The organism is Lysinibacillus sphaericus (genome assembly GCF_015844675.1).
Classification (GTDB): domain Bacteria; phylum Bacillota; class Bacilli; order Bacillales_A; family Planococcaceae; genus Lysinibacillus; species Lysinibacillus sphaericus_E.
In genome coordinates this window covers 64,123-86,327 of the sequence record NZ_LDGC01000073.1, presented here as the reverse complement: position 1 = coordinate 86,327, position 22,205 = coordinate 64,123, and the positions used below count along the sequence as shown (strand labels likewise).

22 protein-coding genes, 1 pseudogene and 2 other annotated features are annotated in these 22,205 nt (G+C 37.4%); of the genes and pseudogenes, 17 read left to right on the top strand and 6 right to left on the bottom strand.

Annotation, left to right across the window (positions count from 1 at the left end):
- Positions 1 to 4: 4 nt before the first annotated feature.
- The 3 genes from ABE34_RS18150 (at position 5) to ABE34_RS18140 (ending at position 1,892) form a co-directional block, all read left to right on the top strand.
- A complete protein-coding gene (locus ABE34_RS18150; protein ID WP_197143953.1) occupies positions 5 to 655 on the top strand; it encodes a hypothetical protein in 651 nt (216 codons plus the stop codon).
- 90 nt (positions 656 to 745) lie between these two features.
- A complete protein-coding gene (locus ABE34_RS18145) occupies positions 746 to 1,228 on the top strand; it encodes a hypothetical protein (RefSeq protein ID WP_197143859.1) in 483 nt (160 codons plus the stop codon).
- Between the two features lie 151 nt (positions 1,229 to 1,379).
- Positions 1,380 to 1,892: a YfiT family bacillithiol transferase gene (locus ABE34_RS18140; protein WP_197143858.1), complete on the top strand. Its 513-nt coding sequence runs from the start codon at positions 1,380 to 1,382 to the stop codon at positions 1,890 to 1,892.
- A 138-nt stretch (positions 1,893 to 2,030) separates the two neighbouring features.
- Here the strand turns inward: ABE34_RS18140 and ABE34_RS18135 are convergent, their stop codons facing one another.
- Entirely contained in the window at positions 2,031 to 2,648 is a 618-nt protein-coding gene (locus ABE34_RS18135) for an exosporium glycoprotein BclB-related protein (RefSeq protein ID WP_197143857.1), read from the bottom strand.
- A gap of 264 nt (positions 2,649 to 2,912) precedes the next feature.
- Complete coding sequence (locus ABE34_RS18130) at positions 2,913 to 4,427, bottom strand: hypothetical protein (RefSeq protein ID WP_197143856.1); 1,515 nt, start codon at positions 4,425 to 4,427, stop codon at positions 2,913 to 2,915.
- Between the two features lie 455 nt (positions 4,428 to 4,882).
- On the opposite strand from ABE34_RS18130, the gene ABE34_RS18125 reads away from it, so the two are divergent.
- From ABE34_RS18125 to ABE34_RS18110, 4 genes are all read left to right on the top strand, one after another.
- Entirely contained in the window at positions 4,883 to 5,524 is a 642-nt protein-coding gene (locus ABE34_RS18125; protein ID WP_197143855.1) for a hypothetical protein, read from the top strand.
- A 142-nt stretch (positions 5,525 to 5,666) separates the two neighbouring features.
- Positions 5,667 to 6,242, top strand: a complete 576-nt coding sequence (locus ABE34_RS18120) for a hypothetical protein (RefSeq protein WP_197143854.1) — start codon at positions 5,667 to 5,669, stop codon at positions 6,240 to 6,242.
- Positions 6,235 to 6,513, top strand: coding sequence for a hypothetical protein (locus ABE34_RS18115; protein WP_241747118.1), 279 nt, complete (start codon positions 6,235 to 6,237; stop codon positions 6,511 to 6,513). The genes ABE34_RS18120 and ABE34_RS18115 overlap by 8 nt, the downstream gene beginning before the upstream one ends.
- Positions 6,514 to 6,527: 14 nt before the next feature.
- Positions 6,528 to 7,322: a hypothetical protein gene (locus ABE34_RS18110; protein WP_197143852.1), complete on the top strand. Its 795-nt coding sequence runs from the start codon at positions 6,528 to 6,530 to the stop codon at positions 7,320 to 7,322.
- A gap of 83 nt (positions 7,323 to 7,405) precedes the next feature.
- Here ABE34_RS18110 and ABE34_RS18105 read toward each other — a convergent pair whose 3' ends face one another.
- The gene (locus ABE34_RS18105; RefSeq protein ID WP_197143851.1) at positions 7,406 to 7,948 is read right to left on the bottom strand and encodes an isoprenylcysteine carboxyl methyltransferase family protein; all 543 of its coding nucleotides are present in this window, start codon (positions 7,946 to 7,948) and stop codon (positions 7,406 to 7,408) included.
- 1 nt (position 7,949) lies between these two features.
- Positions 7,950 to 9,032, bottom strand: a complete 1,083-nt coding sequence (locus tag ABE34_RS18100; protein ID WP_197143850.1) for a type III polyketide synthase — start codon at positions 9,030 to 9,032, stop codon at positions 7,950 to 7,952.
- A 562-nt stretch (positions 9,033 to 9,594) separates the two neighbouring features.
- Here ABE34_RS18100 and rsgA point away from each other — a divergent pair.
- The 4 genes from rsgA to metG all read left to right on the top strand — a co-directional run bounded on the left by rsgA (position 9,595) and on the right by metG (position 14,217).
- Complete coding sequence (gene rsgA / locus ABE34_RS18095; RefSeq protein WP_197143849.1) at positions 9,595 to 10,704, top strand: ribosome small subunit-dependent GTPase A; 1,110 nt, start codon at positions 9,595 to 9,597, stop codon at positions 10,702 to 10,704.
- Positions 10,705 to 10,765: 61 nt separating this feature from the next.
- Positions 10,766 to 11,191 carry a FosM family fosfomycin resistance protein gene (fosM, locus tag ABE34_RS18090; protein WP_197143848.1) on the top strand — a complete coding sequence of 142 codons (426 nt, stop codon included), beginning with the start codon at positions 10,766 to 10,768 and terminating at the stop codon, positions 11,189 to 11,191.
- A gap of 55 nt (positions 11,192 to 11,246) precedes the next feature.
- The gene (locus ABE34_RS18085; RefSeq protein WP_197143847.1) at positions 11,247 to 11,894 is read left to right on the top strand and encodes an HAD hydrolase-like protein; all 648 of its coding nucleotides are present in this window, start codon (positions 11,247 to 11,249) and stop codon (positions 11,892 to 11,894) included.
- Between the two features lie 165 nt (positions 11,895 to 12,059).
- Positions 12,060 to 12,438 (top strand) — a binding site (T-box leader).
- Positions 12,439 to 12,582: 144 nt separating this feature from the next.
- Positions 12,583 to 14,217: a methionine--tRNA ligase gene (metG, locus tag ABE34_RS18080; protein WP_197143846.1), complete on the top strand. Its 1,635-nt coding sequence runs from the start codon at positions 12,583 to 12,585 to the stop codon at positions 14,215 to 14,217.
- 98 nt (positions 14,218 to 14,315) lie between these two features.
- Here metG and ABE34_RS18075 read toward each other — a convergent pair whose 3' ends face one another.
- Positions 14,316 to 15,887 (bottom strand): 2-isopropylmalate synthase, encoded by a 1,572-nt coding sequence (locus ABE34_RS18075; RefSeq protein WP_197143845.1) that lies wholly within the window; start codon positions 15,885 to 15,887, stop codon positions 14,316 to 14,318.
- Between the two features lie 122 nt (positions 15,888 to 16,009).
- Positions 16,010 to 16,247, bottom strand: a binding site (T-box leader).
- A 394-nt stretch (positions 16,248 to 16,641) separates the two neighbouring features.
- Here ABE34_RS18075 and ABE34_RS18070 point away from each other — a divergent pair.
- Both ABE34_RS18070 and ABE34_RS18065 read left to right on the top strand, forming a co-directional pair.
- Entirely contained in the window at positions 16,642 to 17,409 is a 768-nt protein-coding gene (locus tag ABE34_RS18070; protein WP_197143844.1) for an HAD-IIB family hydrolase, read from the top strand.
- Positions 17,410 to 17,516: 107 nt separating this feature from the next.
- Positions 17,517 to 17,756, top strand: a complete 240-nt coding sequence (locus ABE34_RS18065) for a hypothetical protein (RefSeq protein ID WP_197143843.1) — start codon at positions 17,517 to 17,519, stop codon at positions 17,754 to 17,756.
- A gap of 211 nt (positions 17,757 to 17,967) precedes the next feature.
- Here ABE34_RS18065 and ABE34_RS18060 read toward each other — a convergent pair whose 3' ends face one another.
- Positions 17,968 to 19,662 (bottom strand): methyl-accepting chemotaxis protein, encoded by a 1,695-nt coding sequence (locus tag ABE34_RS18060; protein WP_197143842.1) that lies wholly within the window; start codon positions 19,660 to 19,662, stop codon positions 17,968 to 17,970.
- A 311-nt stretch (positions 19,663 to 19,973) separates the two neighbouring features.
- On the opposite strand from ABE34_RS18060, the pseudogene ABE34_RS18055 reads away from it, so the two are divergent.
- The 4 genes and pseudogenes from ABE34_RS18055 (at position 19,974) to ABE34_RS18040 (ending at position 22,148) form a co-directional block, all read left to right on the top strand.
- Positions 19,974 to 20,467, top strand: a pseudogene (locus ABE34_RS18055) (DUF1648 domain-containing protein).
- A gap of 127 nt (positions 20,468 to 20,594) precedes the next feature.
- The gene (locus ABE34_RS18050; RefSeq protein ID WP_197143841.1) at positions 20,595 to 21,251 is read left to right on the top strand and encodes a YdeI/OmpD-associated family protein; all 657 of its coding nucleotides are present in this window, start codon (positions 20,595 to 20,597) and stop codon (positions 21,249 to 21,251) included.
- Between the two features lie 85 nt (positions 21,252 to 21,336).
- Entirely contained in the window at positions 21,337 to 21,774 is a 438-nt protein-coding gene (locus tag ABE34_RS18045) for a DUF1801 domain-containing protein (RefSeq protein ID WP_197143840.1), read from the top strand.
- Positions 21,771 to 22,148 (top strand): VOC family protein, encoded by a 378-nt coding sequence (locus tag ABE34_RS18040; protein ID WP_197143839.1) that lies wholly within the window; start codon positions 21,771 to 21,773, stop codon positions 22,146 to 22,148. Before ABE34_RS18045 ends, ABE34_RS18040 begins: the two co-directional genes overlap by 4 nt.
- The last annotated feature ends 57 nt before the right edge of the window (positions 22,149 to 22,205 follow it).

Sequence of the window (22,205 nt, the reverse complement as noted above, 5' to 3'; positions counted from 1 at the left end):
AGGACTGCACTTGAAGAAAAAGCTTGGCTGTTTACATGCGCATCATTCAAATATTGAATATATAGAACTGGCATTTCATAATACGGAGAATGTAGAACTCATCCATTTTGTGGATCCAGGTCTTATACAGCAAGTTTCAAAAGGGACTAACAGGTTAGCCTCTAAGGTGAAAGAGCAACTCGAATGGATGGAAGGTTGTAATATGGATGCAATCTTAATAACGTGCACGAATTATATTGCATTGTTAGAGAAAGAACAGTTGGAACTTTCTATACCAATTATTAAAATCGATGAGCCATTCTTTGAAACATTATGTGAAGAAAAACAACCTCAAACGGTTCTTTTTACAAATCCTGAAACCGTAGAAGGTACAATGAACAGACTTCAGCAATACGCTTTACTACATGAAAAATCCATTAATACTAAAATAAAAGTTATAGACAATACATTTGAACTGATTATGCAGGGGAAAAAGGAAGCGTATAATAACGCTATTAGACAAACTCTTCATCATCTAGAAGAGGAGCAACGGCATATTTCAGTTGCACAACTTTCAATGGTTGAGGCTGCACGGCAATTCGAAAAAGAGTCAACGTTAACGATTACGCATCCGCTAAAGTCGTTAGCTAAATTTGTGATGAAAGCTATAGAATAATAGTTTGTGTTTAGTTTTCGGAATACTCTGTAACAATTTGTGCGAAAAATTCGTTTCATAGAAAAGCCATAACTTATAGGGAGTGTAGTAATGCGGAGATGGGTACTTATGGTAACAGTGTTGTTATTGTTGGTAGGCTGTTCAATGAATGAGAAAGCGATTGCTCTGCCAAATAATTTGCCTGATTTTGTGCAAGAAAGTGATTTTAAATCGATTGATTGGGACAAAAAGGCATTAGAATTTGGAGACAGAGGTATTATCGGTAATGTGAATAAATCAGGTGTTATCGGTGCCAGTATGCCGAGCTTAACCACTCAAAAATGGATGTGGCATCTTTGGGGAATTGAAGAAGGTCGTGATAGCAAGTTAACCATTGTCGGGTATCATAAAGAATCTAAAACAGTGCATCCTATCTTAGTAGATGGCTGGACTATAGGGCTTGGTGGACCTGTTAATGGCGCAGATGCTCATACGCCTTCAAATGTAAAAATCCCAAAACCTGGAGACTGGGCGATTTTACTTTATACGAATGGGAGCTATTTTGATACGTTAATTTATGATATTACTGAATAAAAAATTAATATTCCATATAATGTAACCCTCGTTTTGTAAGCTGAAATTCTTACAAAACGAGGGTTTTACTTAGAATGACAAATGCGAATAGCGTGAAAAATATAAAATTGGTAATATGAAAAGTAAGAAAATAGAAATGGAGGATAGCTACATGACCAATTTACGATACCCAATTGGACAATTTCAATTTCCGGAAGTAGTGACAGCGCAGCAAATAAAGGAATGGATAGAGGATATACGTCTATTACCGACACAACTAGCAGAGGCACTTAACGGAGCAAGTGAACAAGCATTAATAAAATCCTACCGAGAAAATGGCTGGACGGTTACGCAGCTTGTCCATCATATTGCAGATAGTCATATGAATAGCTATATCCGTTTTAAGCTAGCTTTAACAGAGGATACTCCGACAATTAAACCTTATAACGAAGTGGAATGGGCACAGCTTCCGGATTCGGAAATACCTGTTTCGGTATCTTATAAATTGATTGAGGGCTTACATGCACGCTGGGTTTATTTGTTGGAAAGCTTAACAGCAGAGCAAATACAACGAGCATTTAATCATCCTGATTCAGGGTTAATGACGCTTGAAAAAGCAGTTGCCTTATATGCTTGGCATGGGAAGCATCATCTTGCTCATATACAGATTGCTGTGGCGAAATAATTACTATATTTTTAGAACGAAAAGTAGGCGATTTTTAAAATCACCTACTTTTGAAAATTGTTTTTCAAGTAAATATCGTATGTTATACGGATAATGGTCTTATATGGTAGCTTTAATCTAACTTAAGAGCATAGTCTTTTATACAATGTTAATTCCTGCACTTGCGTTACCAGTAACAGCAGCAACAATTCCTGTGGAAGTAAGAGAGAATATCATTAATAAACGATCACCAGCAACTACTGGCACTGGTGTAACGTTTCTAGTACCAAATGTAATAGTACCTATTGCTATTGTTGAAAGAGCAGGTGCTAAATCAACAAATGCATCTGTAGGACTGAAAATATTACTTCCCGCAGGCGCGCGGTAAATTTGTGCTCTAACTGTTGCTGTTCCTCCTACAAGGGTTGCAGCAACTGTTGCGGATAAGGACGCAGAAATAGATGTAATAGTACCTGCACGTGGAACTGAAAAGGCTTCTGTTCCTGTAGCAGCTGTTAAATCTATATTAGTACCAGTAAGAGTTACCCCTGGAATAGACGTGCCAAATCCTACCATGCTCACTGTGCCGATAGCGCCACCAAGAACTGCTGTTAAAACAACAGGAACAGTACCTGACGCGAATGGGATGATGGAGCCTGTAGCTGGTGGAGTAGTAATACATGCAGCTTCTATAGCTTCAAAAGGACCGAGTGCAGCACACTCATTATTTTGATTTGCGCAGCCGCCGCACGCTGAATTCATACAATTCATACACATTTTTACACCCCCTTTCTTCATTATTCTATTCAGTTAAGATTATAGGGTTAGGGCAAATATCCATATTGTAGTTTTTATATGTGGAAATTATTGAGGCAGTTTTAGAGGCGATATTGTCAATGGCAAGTATTCTATAATGAATTTGACTTTCTGCTAATTTGGTTAATTAAAAAGAAAAAGTCCAATATGTATTTTCATACGTATTGGACAAATTTATCGTACATATCTAGATTGTTACTACTCTCTGTACACCTCAACTTTAAACTAACTCCACTTTCGAAAGAAATTGAAAAACAAAGAACCCTTCTCTTTTTTCTTGTTTTCCTCAGGTGCTTCGTCTTTTAGTTCGGGTTGCTCGTTTACCACTTCAATTTGTGCATGGGTTTCATATACTTCCCCTAATGTAGGTTCAAGAATTTCACATGCATCTCCTTTTAAAATAGGCGATTTATTTGCGTCCGCTTGCTCGTTAAACACCTTGTCTGCTTCCAAAATGACAGCCTCATTAACCGTTTCGGCTGCTTCCAAAATGACAGGCTCATTAACCGTTTCGGCTGCTTCCAAAATGACAGGCTCATTAACCGTTTCGGCTGCTTCCAAAATGACAGGTTCATTAACCGTTTCAGCAGCTTCCAAAATGACAGGTTCATTAACTGTTTCAGCAGCTTCCAAAATGACAGGCTCATTAACCGTTTCGGCTGCTTCCAAAATGACAGGTTCATTAACTGTTTCAGCAGCTTCCAAAATGACAGGTTCATTAACTGTTTCAGCAGCTTCCAAAATGACAGGCTCATTAACCGTTTCGGCTGCTTCCAAAATGACAGGTTCATTAACTGTTTCAGCAGCTTCCAAAATGACAGGCTCATTAACCGTTTCAGCAGCTTCCAAAATGACAGGTTCATTAATAGTTTCAGTTGCTTCCATGACAGGCTCATTAACCGTTTCAAGTACTTCAAGATTGCTTGGTTCATTCATTATTGCAGAGTTCATTTCATCTACAGTGACAGCAGTATTTTTTCTTCTGTAATTTTCAGGAGTTGAGGTATCTTCAGGCGGTAAGGTAGGTCCATTCATACTAATTGGAATTTCCTGTGTGTTCGTAGCGTGTTTAAAATGGAAGGTGGATTCGGTAGTGGTATTTCTAAATAAGCCATTATATATTTGGCTTGGATGAGTATTTATTGATTGAAAGTATTGTTGATTAAAATGGCGTTCCTCAGGTACCTCTCTTTGATGTTCGTTACGTGTAGAAGGTATACCATTGTTACCATCTAATTGCGTATTTATTGCTTTACCTGCAAAACTTTGTAGCATTTTATAAGATGGCTGTTTTGATGTAATCGCCGATTGAGTTGTTGTTTGTGTAATGTTCAGATCCCTTCGTACACTGTTAGCAAAAAAATTAGATGTGTTTTCAGTTTTAGGTATAGTGGTTAAAGCTTCAGTATTTTCAATCGTGTGTAATTTGTTTAAAACCATTAGTATTTCTCGGTTCATGCCCTCAATCGTTTGATTCAGAGACTCAATTTGTGCCGATAGAAATTGTACCTGCTCCTCGTATCCACTAATTTTTGAGTTTTTTTGCTTATCATCTATAGTTTCAGTCAGCTCTTCTAAAAGTGCCATTTGCGTTTTAATTTCATCAAAATCCATTTTCATAAATAAGTAATCTTCAATTGAGTTTCCCGCTTTTAATGAAGTTAACGTGTCCTTGTAGGTTTCTATCTTTTGCTTCATTTTTTCAATGTCTTGAGTGGAGTACAATTTTGAATTTTCCATTGCATTTCACCCCTTTCTATCCATTCATATTTTATTAAAAATACTTACTATCTGTTACAAATATACCGTCCTTTCGAACATTTTAGTTCCTCCATTAGAAGAGGAGGAAAGCAAAAATGATTCATACTGATATTGAAGAATTTTAACTTCCTTTAGTGGTGTGCAAACACCAGTACCTGTCGCTACGCTTTCGGTACAAAAGACATTCGCTGAAATAGAGGAATTCAGTAGAAGAACACCACGTTCTGTGGCAGTTTAACTGTGCGCAAGTGAAGCGACAACAACATCGTTTTATCTGCACGACAGCGGCAACTGTTTTCTATAGCGACAGCTACAACTGCGCCGAGGCATCATCGATTAAAAATCAAAACAAATTATTCATTAGCCCATACACTTATAGCTAGAAAACATATGATACAAACGAAAGATAAAAAACTTATGGAGGTGTCAAAAGGATGCTAGACAATATGCCATCCCAGGCGCAACAAGAATTAATTTGTATAAACGTCGATAAGGTGTTTGACTGGATTGTAAAGGAAATGTCGTTTGATTTTTCCCCTACAGGACCAATTACTTTTGCAGGAGTAACGCCAACGACTGATTTAACAGGTGCGGTAGTTACATGTAAGGTAGTTCCATCACCAACTAACCCTATCGTTATTTTGAACCGTGAGAATCGCCAATTCTCCATTGATGGTTCAACTGTATGTCTTCAAAATTTAACTATTCAAAAGAACTTTGTTCTTACGATAGTTGTTTGCTTACCGAACGGCACTATGTTCACAAGCAATACCGTTTCACTTTCTCGTTGCGAACAAGTTACATTATGTGCGCCAAAAGGGACAGATGTAGAAATTTTATTCACAGATTTAGATTGTTTCGTATGTACAACTGGAACATTAACAGCTGGTGCAGGTACAATTACGTTTTCTGCATTAACTATTACTTTATCAGTTTGTCAAAGTATTCAATCTACATTCCCAGTTACTGTGGAATTTTTAGCGACTTTCTGCGAGCCAAGAGCAGAATTACCGTTCGCATGTCCGGGTGTAGTTCGCCCAGCGCAATGCCCTGCTGTATTCCCACCTGTCGGTTAATGGTACTAACACATAGAAGAAAATCATATTGTAAAGAGAGGGTAAATCCTCTCTTTTTTTTTATGAAAGGACGTAACTGCCACATAAAGAAGTTTGAATTTGCTTTGATTATTTCAATACTATTAGCAAGGGGGTACTGATTATGCTTACTCGCATCGATCGTGTAGAAGAAAAAATAAATGAGTTAAAAAAACAAACGGATTTTTATGTTCATGAAATGAAAAAAGCGATTGAGGAGTTGATCGTTCCGGAAAGTGTCAACGTTATTAGTTATTTTACATCCTCAATCAATATTTCTTATAATCCTGATGAGGAAAGCTTATGCCTTGGCTCTTATCATATTCGTAATATAGGTACTCAGCCTATAACGAATCCTTCTCTATGTATAAAGCTACCTGAAGACTCCCCATTCTCCTTTTCAGGAAGGTATGTCTATGAACATTTCGCACCAAATTTAAAAGGAAATAGTAGCTGGGAGCGAATTAATGATCAATCGAGCAAAGAGGAGTTTTGGCTTAGACCTATAGGAAAAACAACGTTAGAGCCAAACGAGACACTATCATTTCCGAACTTTCAAATCAAATGGGGTAATAATTCATCTTATTCAGGAAGTATTATGGGTTTTACATATAGTGATCAGTTCGAAGATGGTATTGTCGTCTTAAATCCTATTAATCTCAATGGAATGAGTTATACACAGGAGGATGAAAATGAGTAAAAAAATAGATAGTGATGCCCATCAAATTATAAAGGAACAGCTTGCAAATCTACCTAACTATATGAGTGAGGAAAACAATAGCTTTGCTTATCTCGAAAAGGGCACGTTGAATCTACTTATTACCCATTTAATAGCAGGAGAAAAGAAAATAGTTGATAAAATAGGCGATGAAGAAATAGAAACTAGGATGATTAAACAGCTTGATGAGATGTTAGAGGAGAGTAAGGAGCAATTTGAAGAAGTGATTAGTTTACTTAAAAAATTGTCGTGATAGGAGGTGTAAGTGTGGATAATGATATTGTCAAAAACAATGATCCTATTCAGCTTCAGCAAATGATCATTTTTTTAAGAGCCGAATTAGCGAAGTATAAAAATGAAGTTAAAAGGCTTAGAGATGGTGATTATTATTCACTAATACTTAGATTAGAGCGAGAAAATGTTGAATTAACAAAACAGAAAAAGGAGCTTTCGATGGAGCTTTTAAAGCTGAAGAGAGACCATGATAGAACAATAAAAACTTACTATGATGATATACAAGCAAGAGAAATCCAGAAGAAAAAACAACTTTCTTCGATAGAGAGTCTATTGAAAGAACTGGAAGAACTGCGTGCGGAAAATAAGCTAATAAAGGAATCTCTAAAATTCACTAAAGATGAATTACTTTCTATGAATTCAGATAAAGTTACAGTGGATAGCCTTGAAAATAAGTTGAATGTTTTTACAAGAGATATAAGCCAACAAATGCAGTCGATCATTGAAGCCATCGAAAGATCCCGTTTAGAACAAAATAATTCAGACAGTCTTAATAAGCATTTAGCCAAAGAAATAGAGGAGAAAAGCATTGAGATAGTAAAATTATCGGAAGAGTTAGCAGATGTAAAAAAACAAAGCCTTTCCCTAAGTGGAAAAACGAAGGTGGATTCCGAGTTCCTGACACACATAGATGCCCAAGTGAATAAGGTATTGGCTCAATCAATGGATTTTGAAAAGCAGTTGAATCATAAATTACGCTTGCTTGAAGACCTGGATCACAAATTGAACGAGCTTACTATAGAAATCAATACTGATAAAACTGTATAAATTATGTTGTGGAAGGCTGTTTCAAAAGTAAGATGAAACAGCCTTTTTATGTTGTAAATTGGAAAAATAAAAAAAGATTTCGGCTAGGATTCCGAAATCTTCTTGTGAAATACATGATTATAATTAGTCGCATCTCGTAAAGCTTTTTCCTCAATTGGAATGCGTACAGATAGCATTGTTATATTTAAAAGTGTGAAGCAGAATGCTGTAAAATATGCTTGAAACATTAAAGGCAGAAGAATAATTTCTAAACAAACCACTGCGTAATTTGGGTGACGCATAAATGTATAAGGACCTTTCCGTACCACGTCTGCATTAGGTAATATGAGTATTTTTGTGTTCCAAAAAGACCCTAATGAACGGATACACCAAATGCGTAATGCTTGAACGGCAATAAATAATAAAAACAATAACGGAAATAAAGGCGATACACTTTTATGATTAGTAGCTACTTCAATCATTAAAAACAAGAAAAAGGCGACGTGCAAAGTAACCATATACGGATAATGAGAGGAACCGACTTCATAGGCCCCTTGTGAGAGCATCCATTTTTCATTGCGTTTTGCAATGAAAACTTCTGTCAATCTTTGTAGAATGACGAGGATTAAAATAATGTAAATAATCATGCTACTCCCTCCATTTAAGTAATACAGCTTCAGCACAAAAGCCAGGGCCAAGAGCGACGAGCAAACCAGTATCCTCTACTTGTCCTTCGTTTAACATAAATTGTTCCAACACGTATAGTACCGTAGGAGATGACATATTTCCATGATATTTTAATATTTCCCGAGAAATGTCGGTTTTTTGGGGAGCTAAATAAAGCGTATCTTCATAGGCTGTTAATACTTTTTTACCGCCAGGATGTGCAATAAAATGGTTAAGCTGTTCACTGTACAGTTCATGTTCCGATAAAAATTGTTCAATGAATGGACCGAGCCAATTGGTGATGATGGCAGGAATGCTTTTCTGAAAAATGACATGTAGGCCATTATTTTTAATATTCCAGCCCATAACATTTTCTGAATCTGGCATCCACTTAGAGCCAGTTCCGATAATGGTAGGTGTTGATTTTTTTACTGCGATATTCACTTCGTCTCCACAGACGAGTATACATGCTGCGCCATCCGCAAAAAGAGAGGCACCAATTAAATTGCTTTTTGAAAAATCATTTGGCTGAAAGGTTAAACTACAAAGCTCGACACAAACGACAAGAACTTTTGCTTCCGGATGAGCACGACAAAAATCATAGGCTCTACTAATACCAGCTGCACCACCAGCACAGCCAAGTCCCCAAAGTGGAATACGCTTAAGTCGGTCTGAAAAAGGAAGTTGATTCATAACCCGTGCATCAATACTTGGTGTAGAAATACCTGTGCTACTCACAAAAATGATGGCATCTATATCTTTAGGAGAAATAGGTGATTGTAAAAACGCTTCGTTTTGTAAACAAGCTTGAATGACGTTAACGCTATATTGTATAGCTAGCTCAATATATAAATCGTTACGTTCCTCAAAGGTATGATCAGTACGATGCCATTCTGGTGGCACACAAAAATGGCGTGTGGCAATACCGCCATTTTCAAACACTTTTAAGTAGCGTTCTAATTTAGGGATTTTTGCATGAAAAAGCTCCTTCGTTAGCTCCTCCGCATTTGTCTGTTGTAATGTATACGGTGGTTTGTATGTACTAATCGAAATGATTTTTGACAATTCAACATCTCCTTCGCCAATAGTAGTCTTGTTTATTGTATGCGGGGAGGGAGGGGATACATGCTTGTAAGATTACATATTACATTGGGCTCAACATCAATAGTTGTGGATGACATATGTTAAAACATGTACTATGTAAATAAGTTGATTGGAGTGGAGGCTGGGCGACTCCTTGGGGATCAGCGTCGCAGATGAGACCCTGGAGCGAGCATTGCGAGTGAAGCGGCTCATCGGACGCCCCCAGGAAAGCGCCCAACCGGAATGGAAATCAACCACTCGTTTTGTTGATAATTCTTAAATTGACAATTTCGGAAGATTCCGTTATATTGAAAATAACAAAAATGGAAGTAGGTGATGTGACATGATGAATAAAGCCACTTTTAACGAACAGCAATTCGGTTTGTTCAATTTCACACGCCTAAAATATACAATTTAACCACACGTAGTAGCGAGATTTAATTCATGATTGTGGTGTTTTGTATATTCTCTTAAATGTGCCTGTGAACCTTGTAACTGCCGAATTGCGCAGAGACATGGTTTTTTTGTGTTTTATTTTCAATTGATGACAAAACGATATGCACATTTAGGAGGAAACAAATTGAATTTAACAACTTTAGGATTTTTAACTTATTTTGAAGAGCAAATGACTGGGTTTAAACAGGAGGCTAAGCTTGCGAACTGTGTGCCTGCAAGGGTGACATTAGAGCATAAGCATTCCTATCGTGTACTGGCAGAAGAGGGAGAATGGCTAGCAACGATTGCTGGACATTACGCGTATACATCACTAGCCCGTGAGGATTTCCCAGCAGTTGGGGATTGGGTGCTAGTTGAGAAAATGCCTGGTGAGGAAAAGGCCATTATTCATAAATTGTTTACTCGAAAATCAGTCTTTTCCCGCAAGGCAGCTGGGGGGGAAGTACAAGAGCAGATTGTAGCATCGAATGTTGATATCGTGCTTCTAGTGATGAGTTTAAATGCAGACTTTAATATTCGTCGTTTAGAACGCTATTTAGTAGCTGCGTGGGATTCAGGTGCAAAGCCGATTGTTGTATTGACGAAGGCTGATCTTTGTGAAGATGTCTCGAGTAAGATAGGTGAGGTTGAGTCTGTAGCGTTCGGTGTAGATATTTTTGTGACTAGTGCTCTGTCAGGGGAGGGCTTAGAGGATATTCGTGCGCTATTTACGGAAGGTGTAACAGGAGCATTGCTCGGTTCTTCTGGCGCAGGGAAATCCACATTGACGAATGCCCTTAGTGGTGAGGACTATATGAAAGTTTCGGATATTCGTGAAGATGATGCGAAGGGGCGCCATACAACCACACATCGTGAATTAGTTTTATTGCCAGGTGGTGGCTGTTTAATTGATACACCTGGAATGCGAGAATTACAATTATGGGATCAGAGTGACAGCTTATCCTCTAGTTTTAAGGACATTGAGGAACTTTCTACAGCCTGTCGTTATAGAGATTGCAAACATCAGAAGGAGCCGCATTGTGCTGTACAGCAAGCCATTACAGATGGTGTGCTTGAACAATCACGTCTTCAAAGCTACTTTAAATTGCAAAGAGAGCTTGCTTTTATCGAACGAAAAGCAAATGCACAGGCAAAACTTAATGAGCAACGCAAATCAAAGCAAATTGCGAAGGGGAAGAAAGGTAAAAAATCAAATTAAACGAAATTTGATATGGAGAGTGCGCGAGCTATCGGCGGATTCATAGTTGGGGGACACACATATGACAATCCGAAACATAAATCATTTATTATTTTCAGTTTCAAATCTAGAGGAATCCATTGCATTCTATGAAAAGGTTTTTGACGCAAAATTATTAGTGAAGGGGAAAAGTACAGCCTATTTTGATGTAAATGGGCTGTGGCTTGCCCTGAATGTAGAAAAGGGTATTCCTCGTAATGAAATACATCAATCCTATACACATTTAGCTTTTTCTATCCATGAGGATGATTTTGACAAAATGTATGAAAAGTTAATCCAACTTAATGTCAATATCCTAGAAGGTAGACAAAGAGATGTGAGAGATAAAAAATCGATTTATTTCACAGATCCAGACGGTCATAAGTTCGAATTTCATACAGGGACTTTACGGGATCGATTGGATTATTATAAAAAGGAAAAAATGCATATGGAGTTTTTTGATGTCTAAAGGTTGCAACACTCCCTCTAATGAATACGTTGATAATAGTAGAAGGGGTGATTTTATGAAAAAAGCTATTATTTTTGATATGGACGGTACTTTATTTCAAACAAATCTTATATTAGAACCAGCACTATCGGCAACGTTTGATGTGCTACGTGCAAAGGGCTTGTGGCAGGGCGAAACGCCAATAGAGAAATACCGCGAAATTATGGGGGTTTCATTACCGGTTGTGTGGGAAACGTTATGTCCTATGCACACGCTTGAGACACGGGAAGAAAGCAATGCATTATTCCACGTTAAACTTATTGAACAAATACGGAATCGTCAGGATGCATTGTATCCACATGCAGAGCAAACACTTGCTACTTTGGCGGATAACTATGATTTATTCATTGCTAGTAATGGACAAACTGAGTATTTACAGGCGATAGTAGAAACATATCAATTAAAACGTTTTATTAAAAGTACATATAGTATTCAGTCCATTTCGAGTGGTCATAAATCGGATTTAGTGAAAAAGGTCATTGAGGAAAATGCCATTGAACGTGGAGCAGTTGTTGGTGATCGTTCTTCTGATATTCAAGCAGCTCATGACAATCAGTTATTCTCTGTTGGTGTTCGTTTCGACTTTGCACAGGAAACAGAATTACAGAAAGCGGACATTGTTATTGATGATTTAAAAGATCTACTTGATGTAAAGTTAGGATAAAACTTTATCGACTACATTTTCTGATTTATCGCCCAACTTTTTCGTTTTATCGAGAAGATTAGATGGTTTATCACCCAAGTTTTTTAGTTTATCGAGAAATAGGAACGATTTATCGACATACATTGCAATTCATAATCAAAAAGAGTAAGATAGTGGAAATCTATAATAAAAGCATTGATAAGGAAAAGTAAATTGGATAAGCATTATATAGAGAGCCTCTGTTGGTGGAAATGAGGTAAATGCGCCCTTTTGAAAATGACCTTTGAGCTTCGTACCGAAAGCAAGTTTGCGAGTAGATTACGACGAGATGGGCACTCGTTATAACAGCGGCAGTATCTCTCACTTCTTTGAGCAGGTCAAAGAAGTAAGCCTCCGGCGGATGTCACAGAATCGGAAAGAAGTTCTTTGTGCGAGCACAAAGCCGATTCCGGACGCAATTATGCCAAGGCATAATTGATAAAATGAAATGAGACGCACTGATAGAGGCAAATAGTGAGAGCTATTTGTAAATGTAGGTGGTAACACGGGTAAACTCGTCCTAATCAATTTTGATTAGGGCGTTTTTTTTTATCTTCATTCAGGACTTGCCTGAATGAAGATAAAGCCTCGGCGGATAAAAGGAAGAATTTTTACGCCGAGGCATAATTAATCTACACTTTTTACATTTTTTCGAGGGGAGCAACTTAGGATGACAATTGTTATTGGAGGCGCTTGGCCATATGCAAATGGTTCTTTGCATTTAGGGCATGTTGCCGCATTATTACCTGGCGATATTTTGGCTAGATATTATCGACAAAAGGGCGAGAAGGTATTATATGTTTCAGGAAGCGACTGTAATGGCACCCCGATTTCTATTCGGGCTGCACAGGAAAATACGACAACTGAAGCAATTGCTAATCATTATCACGAAGAGTTTTCAAAATGCTTCAATGAATTGGGCTTTACCTATGATTTGTATACGCGGACAGATGCGCAGCACCATCATGAATCTGTTCAAACAATTTTTTTACAGCTATTAGCGAACAATTTTTTATACAAAAAGAAAATTGAACAGGCTTATTGTGAAACGGACAAGCAGTTTTTGCCTGATCGATTTGTCGAGGGGATTTGTCCAAACTGTGGTGCGAAGGCACGTGGTGACCAATGTGATAATTGCTCAACCATTTTAGACCCGCTCGATTTAATCGATAAACGCTGCAAGATTTGTGGGAATGCGCCAATTATCAAGGAAACAGAGCATTTTTATTTTGCCTTTAGTCAGTTTCAGGAGAGGCTAGAGACTTATTTAGCGGAGGCAAAGGCAGAAAAACGCTGGCGAGACAATGCATTAGGTCTAACAGAGCGTTACTTGGCAGAAGGGGTTCCGGATCGTGCTGTAACAAGGGATTTACCAAATGGAATAGATGTGCCAGTACCAGGTTTTGAAGGCAAGAAAATATATGTGTGGATTGAAGCAGTAGCAGGCTACTTAACAGCGAGTTTAGAATGGGCAAAGCAGCACCAAATAGCGATTGAAGATTTGTGGAATGAAGAAACGATTTCATATTATGTGCATGGTAAAGATAATATCCCGTTCCATACAATTATATGGCCAGCCATTCTTATGGGGATAGGAGCGAAGGCATTACCTACACATATTGTATCAAACGAATATTTAACATTAGAAAAACGAAAATTATCGACGAGTCAAAATTGGGCGGTATGGGTGCCTTATATTTTAAGTCGATACGATGCAGATTCCATTCGATATTTTTTAACAATGAATGCGCCAGAAAATCGCGATACGGATTTCTCTTGGCGAGAATTTATTTATAGTCATAATGGTGAATTACTTGGCGCTTACGGTAATTTTGTTAATCGTACATTGAAGTTTTTAGAGAAATCGTTTGATCGTCAAGTGCCTCCTGCAGAGGTAGATGGAACTATTCGAAAACAAACAACACAGCTGTTTAATGATGTTGGGAATCATATAGAAGCAGGTCATTTTAAGGTAGCGTTAGAGGCTATTTTTGAATATATTCGTGCGGCTAATCGCTATTTTGATGAGCAGCAGCCATGGCTACAGGTAAAAGAGAATGTGGCAGCTGGAAATCAAACATTAGCGACATGTGTTTATATCATTGCTAACCTTGGACAGCTATTACATCCATTTTTACCGTTTTCAGCTGAGAAGGTGAGAAAAATGTTAGGAATCAAAGAAGTGAAGTGGCATGAACAAGTAAACTTACCAACAAGCATTAGCGAAGTGACAACGCTGTTTGAACGTCTTGATGTTGCACTAATCGAAGAGGAATATCAAAAGTTAGTTGACGGCAGTCGATAGGAAAAGTAAAAGCAGTATGACTCAAAATAGTGTCATACTGCTTTTAACTTCTTTCCCATTTCAGACGCAATTATGCCGAGGCATAGTTGATCTATTATTTAATTCATAACAGGCGTTAATTTAGCAACAACGATACTATTGATTGCATTAATATAAGCTAGCGCACTCGCTTTTAAAATATCTGTATCTGCGGCTTTTGCGATATACTTTTCGCCTTCATGCTCGATTGTAATTTTTACTTTCCCAAGCGCTTCTTTACCGCGCGAAACGCTATTAATATTATATTCCACAAGTTTTATATCAATGTTCGTAATTTCTGCGATGGCTGAATAAAGGGCATCAATTGGACCTGAGCCAACTGCACTTGCTTTAAATACCTCGCCACCTTTACGGACTTTCACGCTTGCTGAAGGGAAGCTTGCGTTGCTGACGACTTGTAAATCATCGAAGTCAAAGAACTGATCACTATAGTGAGTGGCATTAGCATTGTTTGCGTCATGCTTTTCATAATAGCTTTCTACAATGACATATAAATCGTGATCGTAAACTTCTTTCTTTGCATCAGCCAGCTTTAAGAAGCCTTCGAAGATTCCTTCGAACTCATCCGCTGTAAGATTTGAAAAGCCAAGTTTTTCAAGAGCGTTTTTCACCGCGTGACGTCCAGAGCGAGCTGTCAGGACTAGCTCCATATCGTCAAGACCTACATCTTCTGGATGGACAATTTCATAGGCATCACGAGATTTAAGAAGACCGTCTTGATGAATACCAGATGAATGGGCAAAAGCATTATCTCCAGTAATTGCTTTGTTTACTTGTACGTCTAAGCCCATAAAGCTTGAAACAAGACGAGATGTATTCATAATTTCTCTTGTGTTGATACGCGTCTCAGCATTGTATACAGAGCCGCGTGTCTTCAATGCCATGACGACTTCTTCTAATGCAGCATTTCCTGCTCGTTCACCAATACCGTTAATTGTACATTCTACTTTATCTGCGCCGTTTTTAATCGCAGCAAGCGTGTTAGCAGTTGCCATACCAAGATCATTATGGCAATGAACGCTTAACAGCACGCTATCGTCTAAGTTTTTCATACGCTCATTTAGTTTATAAATCATTGCTCCAAATTCTTCTGGTTCTGCAAAGCCGACTGTGTCAGGGACATTTATCATCGTTGCTCCAGCCTTCATTACAGCCTCGATCGTCTTCCAAAGATACTCGAAATCTGAACGAGAAGCGTCTTCTGTTGAATATTGGACTTGTGGTAGAAGAGTTTTCGCATATTTTACTGCATCTACGCCAATCTGTAGAATTTGATCCTTGGATTTACTAAATTTTTTCTCAACATGAATATCAGAAGTACCGAGTACCATATGAATCATCGGATTTTCTGCGTATTTTACAGCATTATAAACAGCATCAATATCTGCCTGTACAGCACGTGCTAAAGCAGTAATCATAATGTCGCTTGTATTCCCAACTTTTTGTGCAACAGCTTTAACGGCATCAAAATCTCCTTGTGATGAAGCAGGGAACCCAGCTTCGATAATATCGACGCCTAATTTTTTGAGTTGCTGAGCAATCTCTACTTTTTCATATAAATTAAGTTTTGCTCCTGGCACTTGCTCGCCATCACGTAAAGTCGTATCAAACACCCAAATTTTTCTTCCCATTTTCAAACACTCCTTTTGTAGTAGTTATATTGATATTGTCTCTGCTTTGAACCGTTAGCTCTGCTAGAGACGAAATTCACACCTAGGCCAATAAAAATAAAAAACTCGCCTCTATATAAAAATATAGAGACGAGTTTATGCTCGCGGTACCACTCTAATTGACTTTCCCTTTACAGAAAAAGCCCCCTTATCGACAGCTATCACTGTCTATCCCGTTAACGGAGGAAACCGACGTCCCTTACTTAAAGTTCAGGGAGTGGCTCATGGACGAGTTCAAAATGTGTGTCTATCGGTTTGCACCAACCACCGACTCTCTACAAGTACACTTGCATTTCTACTATTTCCAATCTTGGCCTACAATAATGTGTTGTTGAAAGCAATCATACTGCGATATCACAAGATTGTCAATAATATTCTAAAAATTGTTTCTTTTCTGTTTTGTTGTAATGGGCAATAAATATTATAAAGTCAATCATTTAATAATAAAAAATCCCTTCATTTTTAGCTTTTCTCTGAAATTTTGGGGTGGCTTTGTTAAAGTGTATGCCGTGTATAAATGTTGATTGAAGCGGCTCATTGGACGCCCCCAGGAAGCTCTGCTCTGCGAAAGCGTAGCGGCAGCAACAACAAAGCGTCCAGCTGGAACGGAAATCAACCCCACGTTATTATGAGAATAATTATTATTTCCACAATAAATGTAAATATTTGTGAGATAATAAATGGGTAATTAACAGTTTAGAAAGAGGGCGTGACAATGAAATTTGTATTTGATTTAGACGGTACGATTTGCTTTAAGGGTCAACCATTAAGTGAGGAAGTTACTAATGCTTTAGAAGCTTGCATCGAAAACGGGCATGAAATCATTTTTGCATCAGCTCGTCCGATTCGTGATTTACTACCAGTATTACCTGAAACAATGCGAAAATTTTCAATGGTAGGGGGTAATGGTGCATTTGTTGCACAGAACGGAGAAAATATTGAGGTAACAGCATTTGAAGCAAAAATTGTAGAAGAGATTCAAAACATTATTTCAGCATTTCGATTGCCGTATTTAATAGACGGTGATTGGGATTATTCATATACAGGTAGTGAGACACATCCAATTTTTCAAAATTTAGATCCATTAAAACTTGCGAAAAATGTTTCGTTGCAAGAGTTGAAGGATATAGTGAAAGTTGTATTATTCCCTGGAGAGCAATGTAATGAAATAGTAGGTGAACTAAAAAAACTACCAATCTCGTTATATGAACATACATCTGAAAATATTGTAGATATAAGCCCGAGTGGCATAGATAAATGGAATGGTTTAACGAAGTTAGGTATCGCTGAAGGTGAATTTATCGCATTTGGTAATGATACGAATGATGCGTCCATGTTTGCAAAGGCGAAAGAAAGCGTTTGTGTAGGTGAACATAAAGTACGTGAGCTTGCGTCCTTACAAGTACCGAGTGAGGAGACGGCAATAATTAAGATGTTAAGTGTGTTAAATGAAAAGTACAAGGAAGAGGCTTTAATTGATTAGATTCCTGTGATGGGATCTTTCATAAATCGAAGAATCCTGTCGATACCATCTAGGAATAATCAGAGTCCTTTTTCATATAGGGAAATGTTAAAAAAGGAGAAGACGATATGGCAGATTCTAATACAATTTTGTTCCTTTGGCAGCTCTCATTATTCATTTCTGGTGTCACATTAATAGTAGGTATTTTTAAAAAGTCTTGGGTTTATATGCTGATAAGTACAATGACATTTTTGCCTATAGCATTTTATTTTTTAGGGGCAAAAAATACTTTTAAATATATTGGACTAACACCAATTGTTCTTTTCATATTAGCTATACTATTTCTGTTTTTAAAAAGAAAGTCCTAGCAAGGAGAAAAAAATAAAGATCCTCCCAAATTGTAAACAAATACAGTCTTGGAGGATCTTTTTATAAAAAAGTTAATTAGTCAATGAAATAGATTATGAAAATCAACAAGTCTTGATTTTGATAATCTTGAAATTAATACTATTAATTCGTTAATAAATCAGGGTTAAGGGTTGCTGTGTTAATATTGCTTAGTGTCTACTCTTATCATTTTTATTCCACTTTAAAACGTGAAACCTGTGTTTGTAGTTCCTCGGCCATGTTTGATAGTGTGGCTGCGGAAGCGGCCACTTCTTCAATAGTCGCTAGCTGTTCCTCGGAAGCAGAAGCTACATTTTGTAGATTGGAAGAAGACATCTGTGCGATTGTTGCAATTTCATCAAAGGATGCGTAAATTTGCTCAGCGCTTGATGACATTTCCTCTGAAACTGTCGTTGCTTCTTGAATTTGTTTGGATACATGTTCGGTCAGTTCAACGATTTTTGAGAAGCCTTCCTCCGCTACTTTTACAACTTGCATACCTACTTGAACCTCTTGTGTACCAGTATCCATAACAGCTACGGCGTGGTGTGTATTCTGTTGGATTTCTAAAATCAAAGTTGAAATTTGTTCGGCAGATCGTTTGGATTGCTCCGCTAATTTTTTTACTTCATTCGCAACTACTGCGAAGCCTCGACCATGATCACCTGCACGTGCTGCCTCAATTGCAGCATTCAATGCTAGTAAATTTGTTTGCTCTGCAATATCTGTAATGAGGCTAATAATATTTCCGATTTCAACAGAATAGTTTTCTAAATCTTTCACAACGCTAGCAGATTCTAAAACCGATGAATTGATGGTGTCCATCTGTGTAATAACACGGTGAAGTGATGCATTTCCCTTATTCGCTTCCGTATTTGTCTCTATAGCAAGCTCTGAAACAGCAGCTGTAGTCACAGCCAATTGTTGAATGCCTTTTGTCATAGTTTTCATAGCTACCGAGCTTTCAGTAGCATTTTTACCTTGAGCTTCGGAGCCACTTGCTACTTCTTGTATAGAGGAAGTGATTTGTTCTGTCGCTTGAATTGTTTGTTCAGCACTTGCGGTTAGCTCAGCGGCAGAATCACTTACTTGTACAGTGTTATGACGTACATTCGTAATAAGATCCTTTAAATTTTCCGCCATTTGATTAAAGGCAAGTGCTAAATCACCCACTTCATCACGATTCTTAATTTGAATTTGCTCAGCTGTTAAATCGCCCCCAGCAATCTTTTTCGCAGTCTTTGCCATTCTCCTAATAGGGCGGGAAATAAGGCTTCCCATAATCATAGCGATTATTAGACTAATGACAACGGCAAACACGCCGAGAATAATCATTTGGAATTTAATGGATTGTATTTCTTTTGATGTAGCAGCGATTTTTTCTTTTATATATTCATCTTGGTAGTTAGCGAGGTTAGCTACACGTTCATCGAATTGTTTAATAATTAGGCGCCCCTGTGTGCTATCAAGCTTTACATATTGTTCTGTTTCTCCATCTGCTTTTAATGAAAACATTCGATCTGCGAACTGTTGGACATCTTGCTCGCTTTTATGGATTGCCTCTAATAATTCAATTGATTTTTGAGAATCGAACGATGCCATTAATTCATCATATTTCTTTTTAAATTCTTCACGGGACGCCGTATTACTTTGGAAATTTTGCTTGTCTCCAAGTAATAGGTAGCCTCTCATATTTACAATTTCTTGTTTAGCAATTGCGCGGAGCTCTTGTATACTAATAGATTTTGTTGTTTGTTCTTCAAGTAACACGCGATATGTCTTGTTTACGGAATTAAGCTGTTTAAAATTTAATCCGATGGTGCCAATTAATACTAAAATCACAATAAAAAAACCGAGTGTTAACTTCTTATAGATAGTAAATCGCATAGTTGTCGTTTCCTTTCTCAGTAATTTAGTAGAAATGTTACAAAAAAATGAAATATGTATATACCATTTATATCAGATTATATTAATTTTACAAAGTATTATGAGAATTTCTACTATATTGAATAGGAAGAGTAAGGACGTAAGTTGTAGATAAAATGATAAAAAAGGTAGAATAAAGTGCCGTTTTACGGTTAGTGAAAGCGGATAGTTATGTATATATCGCAAACAATTAAGACAATTTGCGCAAATTTGAAACTAAATGAACTGTAGTAACGTAGAAATAGTAAAGGAATAAGCAAGGACGTGGGAAGATGTATAGACCTGTTTTGAAATTGCCGAAAACAACATATGAAAAAATTTTGGACTATATCGGTGGTGGATTATTTGTACTGTCCATCCTTTATATTTTAGCTATGTGGGGCAACCTACCTGAGGAGATTCCAGGACATTTTAACGGAGCAGGAGAAGTTGATCGCTGGGGTTCCAAAATAGAATTATTTATCCTTCCGTTTATCGGACTATTTCTATGGATTTTTCTAGGGTTCCTTGAAAAGGTTCCGCATACGCATAATTACCCAGCACGCTTAAATGAAAGTAATGTTGAGGCTTTTTATTTAAATAGCCGAAAAATAGTAAATGAAGTAAAAAACCTTTGTCTCATTTTATTTGCAGCTATATCATTCCAAATGGTACTCATTGCACTTGTGAGGTAGAGGATCTTGGCTGGTGGTTCCTGCCGATAGTGCTAATTGGAACAGCCATTCCGATTATTAAAGGAATAGTAGCGACTACTAAAATAAAATAGCTAATTCAATGTAAACGAAACGCTCAAGAAAATTTGAGCGTTTTTTTGTACGAATTTTTCATTAAATCAGCTATACTATCAAAACTAAGAGAAAATTGTATGGATCATTAAAAGAGGTGTCAAAACTATGCAAAAGAAATTTAAACTTAAAGATGGATTGTCCATTGCTATTCATAATCAGCCACAGGATATGTTACTAGAGGGAATACCCCAATCAGGGAATACACCTCATGATCGAATCATTACCTTTGTATTTACTATTGATGAAATGGTAACGTACTTACAAAATGAAATAAAGTTAAACACTCTCGTTGAACAAGGCTATTTATTTTTTGTGTATCCGAAAAAGGGGAATAAGCAGTATGAACAGTTTATTCATCGCGATGAAATCTTCCCGGCTATTCAAGTAGACGATGAAAAATACATTGTTGGCAGTGATTATAAATTTGCGAGTCTTATGTCTTTAGATGAGACATTTTCAATTTTAAGCATAAAAAGAGATGGCAAAAGCCGTGGCAAGAAGAAGACAGCGAGTAGTCAGTGCGTAAGCGACTATGAAGGTATGATTCCTCAATTGCGTGATTCACTTGCGGAAAATACGGATGATTTAATATTTTATGACGGATTAACACCGGGTTATCAAAAAGACTGGGCCCGTTATATTTATAGTGCGAAAAAGGAAGAGACGCAGGTAGCGCGCTTGGAGGAGATGCGTGAAATTATTAGACTAGGCTACAAAACAAAGGAATTATACCGAAAAGCAAAAGCAGAAGGTAAAGCATAAATAACAAAGAGGTTTTATTTAAATGATGCTATATTCGTGCTAATTGGCAATCCTATGAAATACTATGTTGAAAAGGGGACAGAGTATGAAAAACACTTATATTGAGCAAGTAGATGAAAAATGGCAGGAAGGTTTTGCTAAACTTGTAGATGTGGTAGAAAGCAATTTACCAGAGGGTTTTGAAGAAAGTATGAATTATGACATGATAAGCTATGTTGTCCCGTTATCTACTTATCCGAAGGGCTACCATTGTACACCGAATACTCCTTTACCCTTTATAAGTCTTGCTGCACAAAAACGTCATATTGCGGTTTATCATATGGGCATTTATGCAAATCAAGCGTTACTCTCGTGGTTCCAAGAGGAATATGCGAAACGAGTTCCGACAAAACTTAATATGGGGAAAAGCTGTATTCGTTTTACAAACACTAAAAATATTCCGTATGAATTAATTGGAGAGCTCGTTTCGAAAATGACACCAGCACAATGGATTACAAAATATGAAGGGGAGTTAAATAAATGAAAAGTGCCACTACGTTTTTAATGTTTCAAGGACAAGCCAATGAAGCTATCCAGCAATATCAACAATGGTTTTCAGAGTTACAAGTAGAAAGCTTAACTTATATGGAAGACTCACAACAGGTTGCAATGGCTGTTCTTCATTTAAAGGGTTTGAAAATAATGGTGAATGATAGTGTGATACAACATAACTTTACATTTACACCGTCAACTTCTATCTTTGTGGAATGTGAGTCTATAGATGAAATCGACAGTCTGGTTGCTCAAATTTTAGAGGGTGGACAGGCGTTAATGCCTCTTGATAATTATGGGTTTTCAAAGAAATTTGCCTGGATTCAGGATCGTTTCGGTGTATCTTGGCAACTAACATATAATTAAATTTAGGAATAAGCTTTATGCCATTAGATCCAAAAATCTAATGCATAGGGCGCGATC

Coding starts and splice junctions, on each gene's coding strand:
- ABE34_RS18045 (WP_197143840.1), top strand. CDS start 21,337: ATGAAAAACACTTATATTGAGCAAGTAGATGAAAAATGGCAGGAAGGT.
- ABE34_RS18060 (WP_197143842.1), bottom strand. CDS start 19,662: ATGCGATTTACTATCTATAAGAAGTTAACACTCGGTTTTTTTATTGTG.
- ABE34_RS18120 (WP_197143854.1), top strand. CDS start 5,667: ATGCTTACTCGCATCGATCGTGTAGAAGAAAAAATAAATGAGTTAAAA.
- ABE34_RS18125 (WP_197143855.1), top strand. CDS start 4,883: ATGCTAGACAATATGCCATCCCAGGCGCAACAAGAATTAATTTGTATA.
- ABE34_RS18065 (WP_197143843.1), top strand. CDS start 17,517: ATGGCAGATTCTAATACAATTTTGTTCCTTTGGCAGCTCTCATTATTC.
- ABE34_RS18075 (WP_197143845.1), bottom strand. CDS start 15,887: ATGGGAAGAAAAATTTGGGTGTTTGATACGACTTTACGTGATGGCGAG.
- ABE34_RS18115 (WP_241747118.1), top strand. CDS start 6,235: ATGAGTAAAAAAATAGATAGTGATGCCCATCAAATTATAAAGGAACAG.
- fosM (WP_197143848.1), top strand. CDS start 10,766: ATGACAATCCGAAACATAAATCATTTATTATTTTCAGTTTCAAATCTA.
- ABE34_RS18040 (WP_197143839.1), top strand. CDS start 21,771: ATGAAAAGTGCCACTACGTTTTTAATGTTTCAAGGACAAGCCAATGAA.
- ABE34_RS18050 (WP_197143841.1), top strand. CDS start 20,595: ATGCAAAAGAAATTTAAACTTAAAGATGGATTGTCCATTGCTATTCAT.
- ABE34_RS18070 (WP_197143844.1), top strand. CDS start 16,642: ATGAAATTTGTATTTGATTTAGACGGTACGATTTGCTTTAAGGGTCAA.
- ABE34_RS18145 (WP_197143859.1), top strand. CDS start 746: ATGCGGAGATGGGTACTTATGGTAACAGTGTTGTTATTGTTGGTAGGC.
- rsgA (WP_197143849.1), top strand. CDS start 9,595: ATGACAAAACGATATGCACATTTAGGAGGAAACAAATTGAATTTAACA.
- ABE34_RS18140 (WP_197143858.1), top strand. CDS start 1,380: ATGACCAATTTACGATACCCAATTGGACAATTTCAATTTCCGGAAGTA.
- ABE34_RS18085 (WP_197143847.1), top strand. CDS start 11,247: ATGAAAAAAGCTATTATTTTTGATATGGACGGTACTTTATTTCAAACA.
- metG (WP_197143846.1), top strand. CDS start 12,583: ATGACAATTGTTATTGGAGGCGCTTGGCCATATGCAAATGGTTCTTTG.
- ABE34_RS18130 (WP_197143856.1), bottom strand. CDS start 4,427: ATGGAAAATTCAAAATTGTACTCCACTCAAGACATTGAAAAAATGAAG.
- ABE34_RS18105 (WP_197143851.1), bottom strand. CDS start 7,948: ATGATTATTTACATTATTTTAATCCTCGTCATTCTACAAAGATTGACA.
- ABE34_RS18135 (WP_197143857.1), bottom strand. CDS start 2,648: ATGTGTATGAATTGTATGAATTCAGCGTGCGGCGGCTGCGCAAATCAA.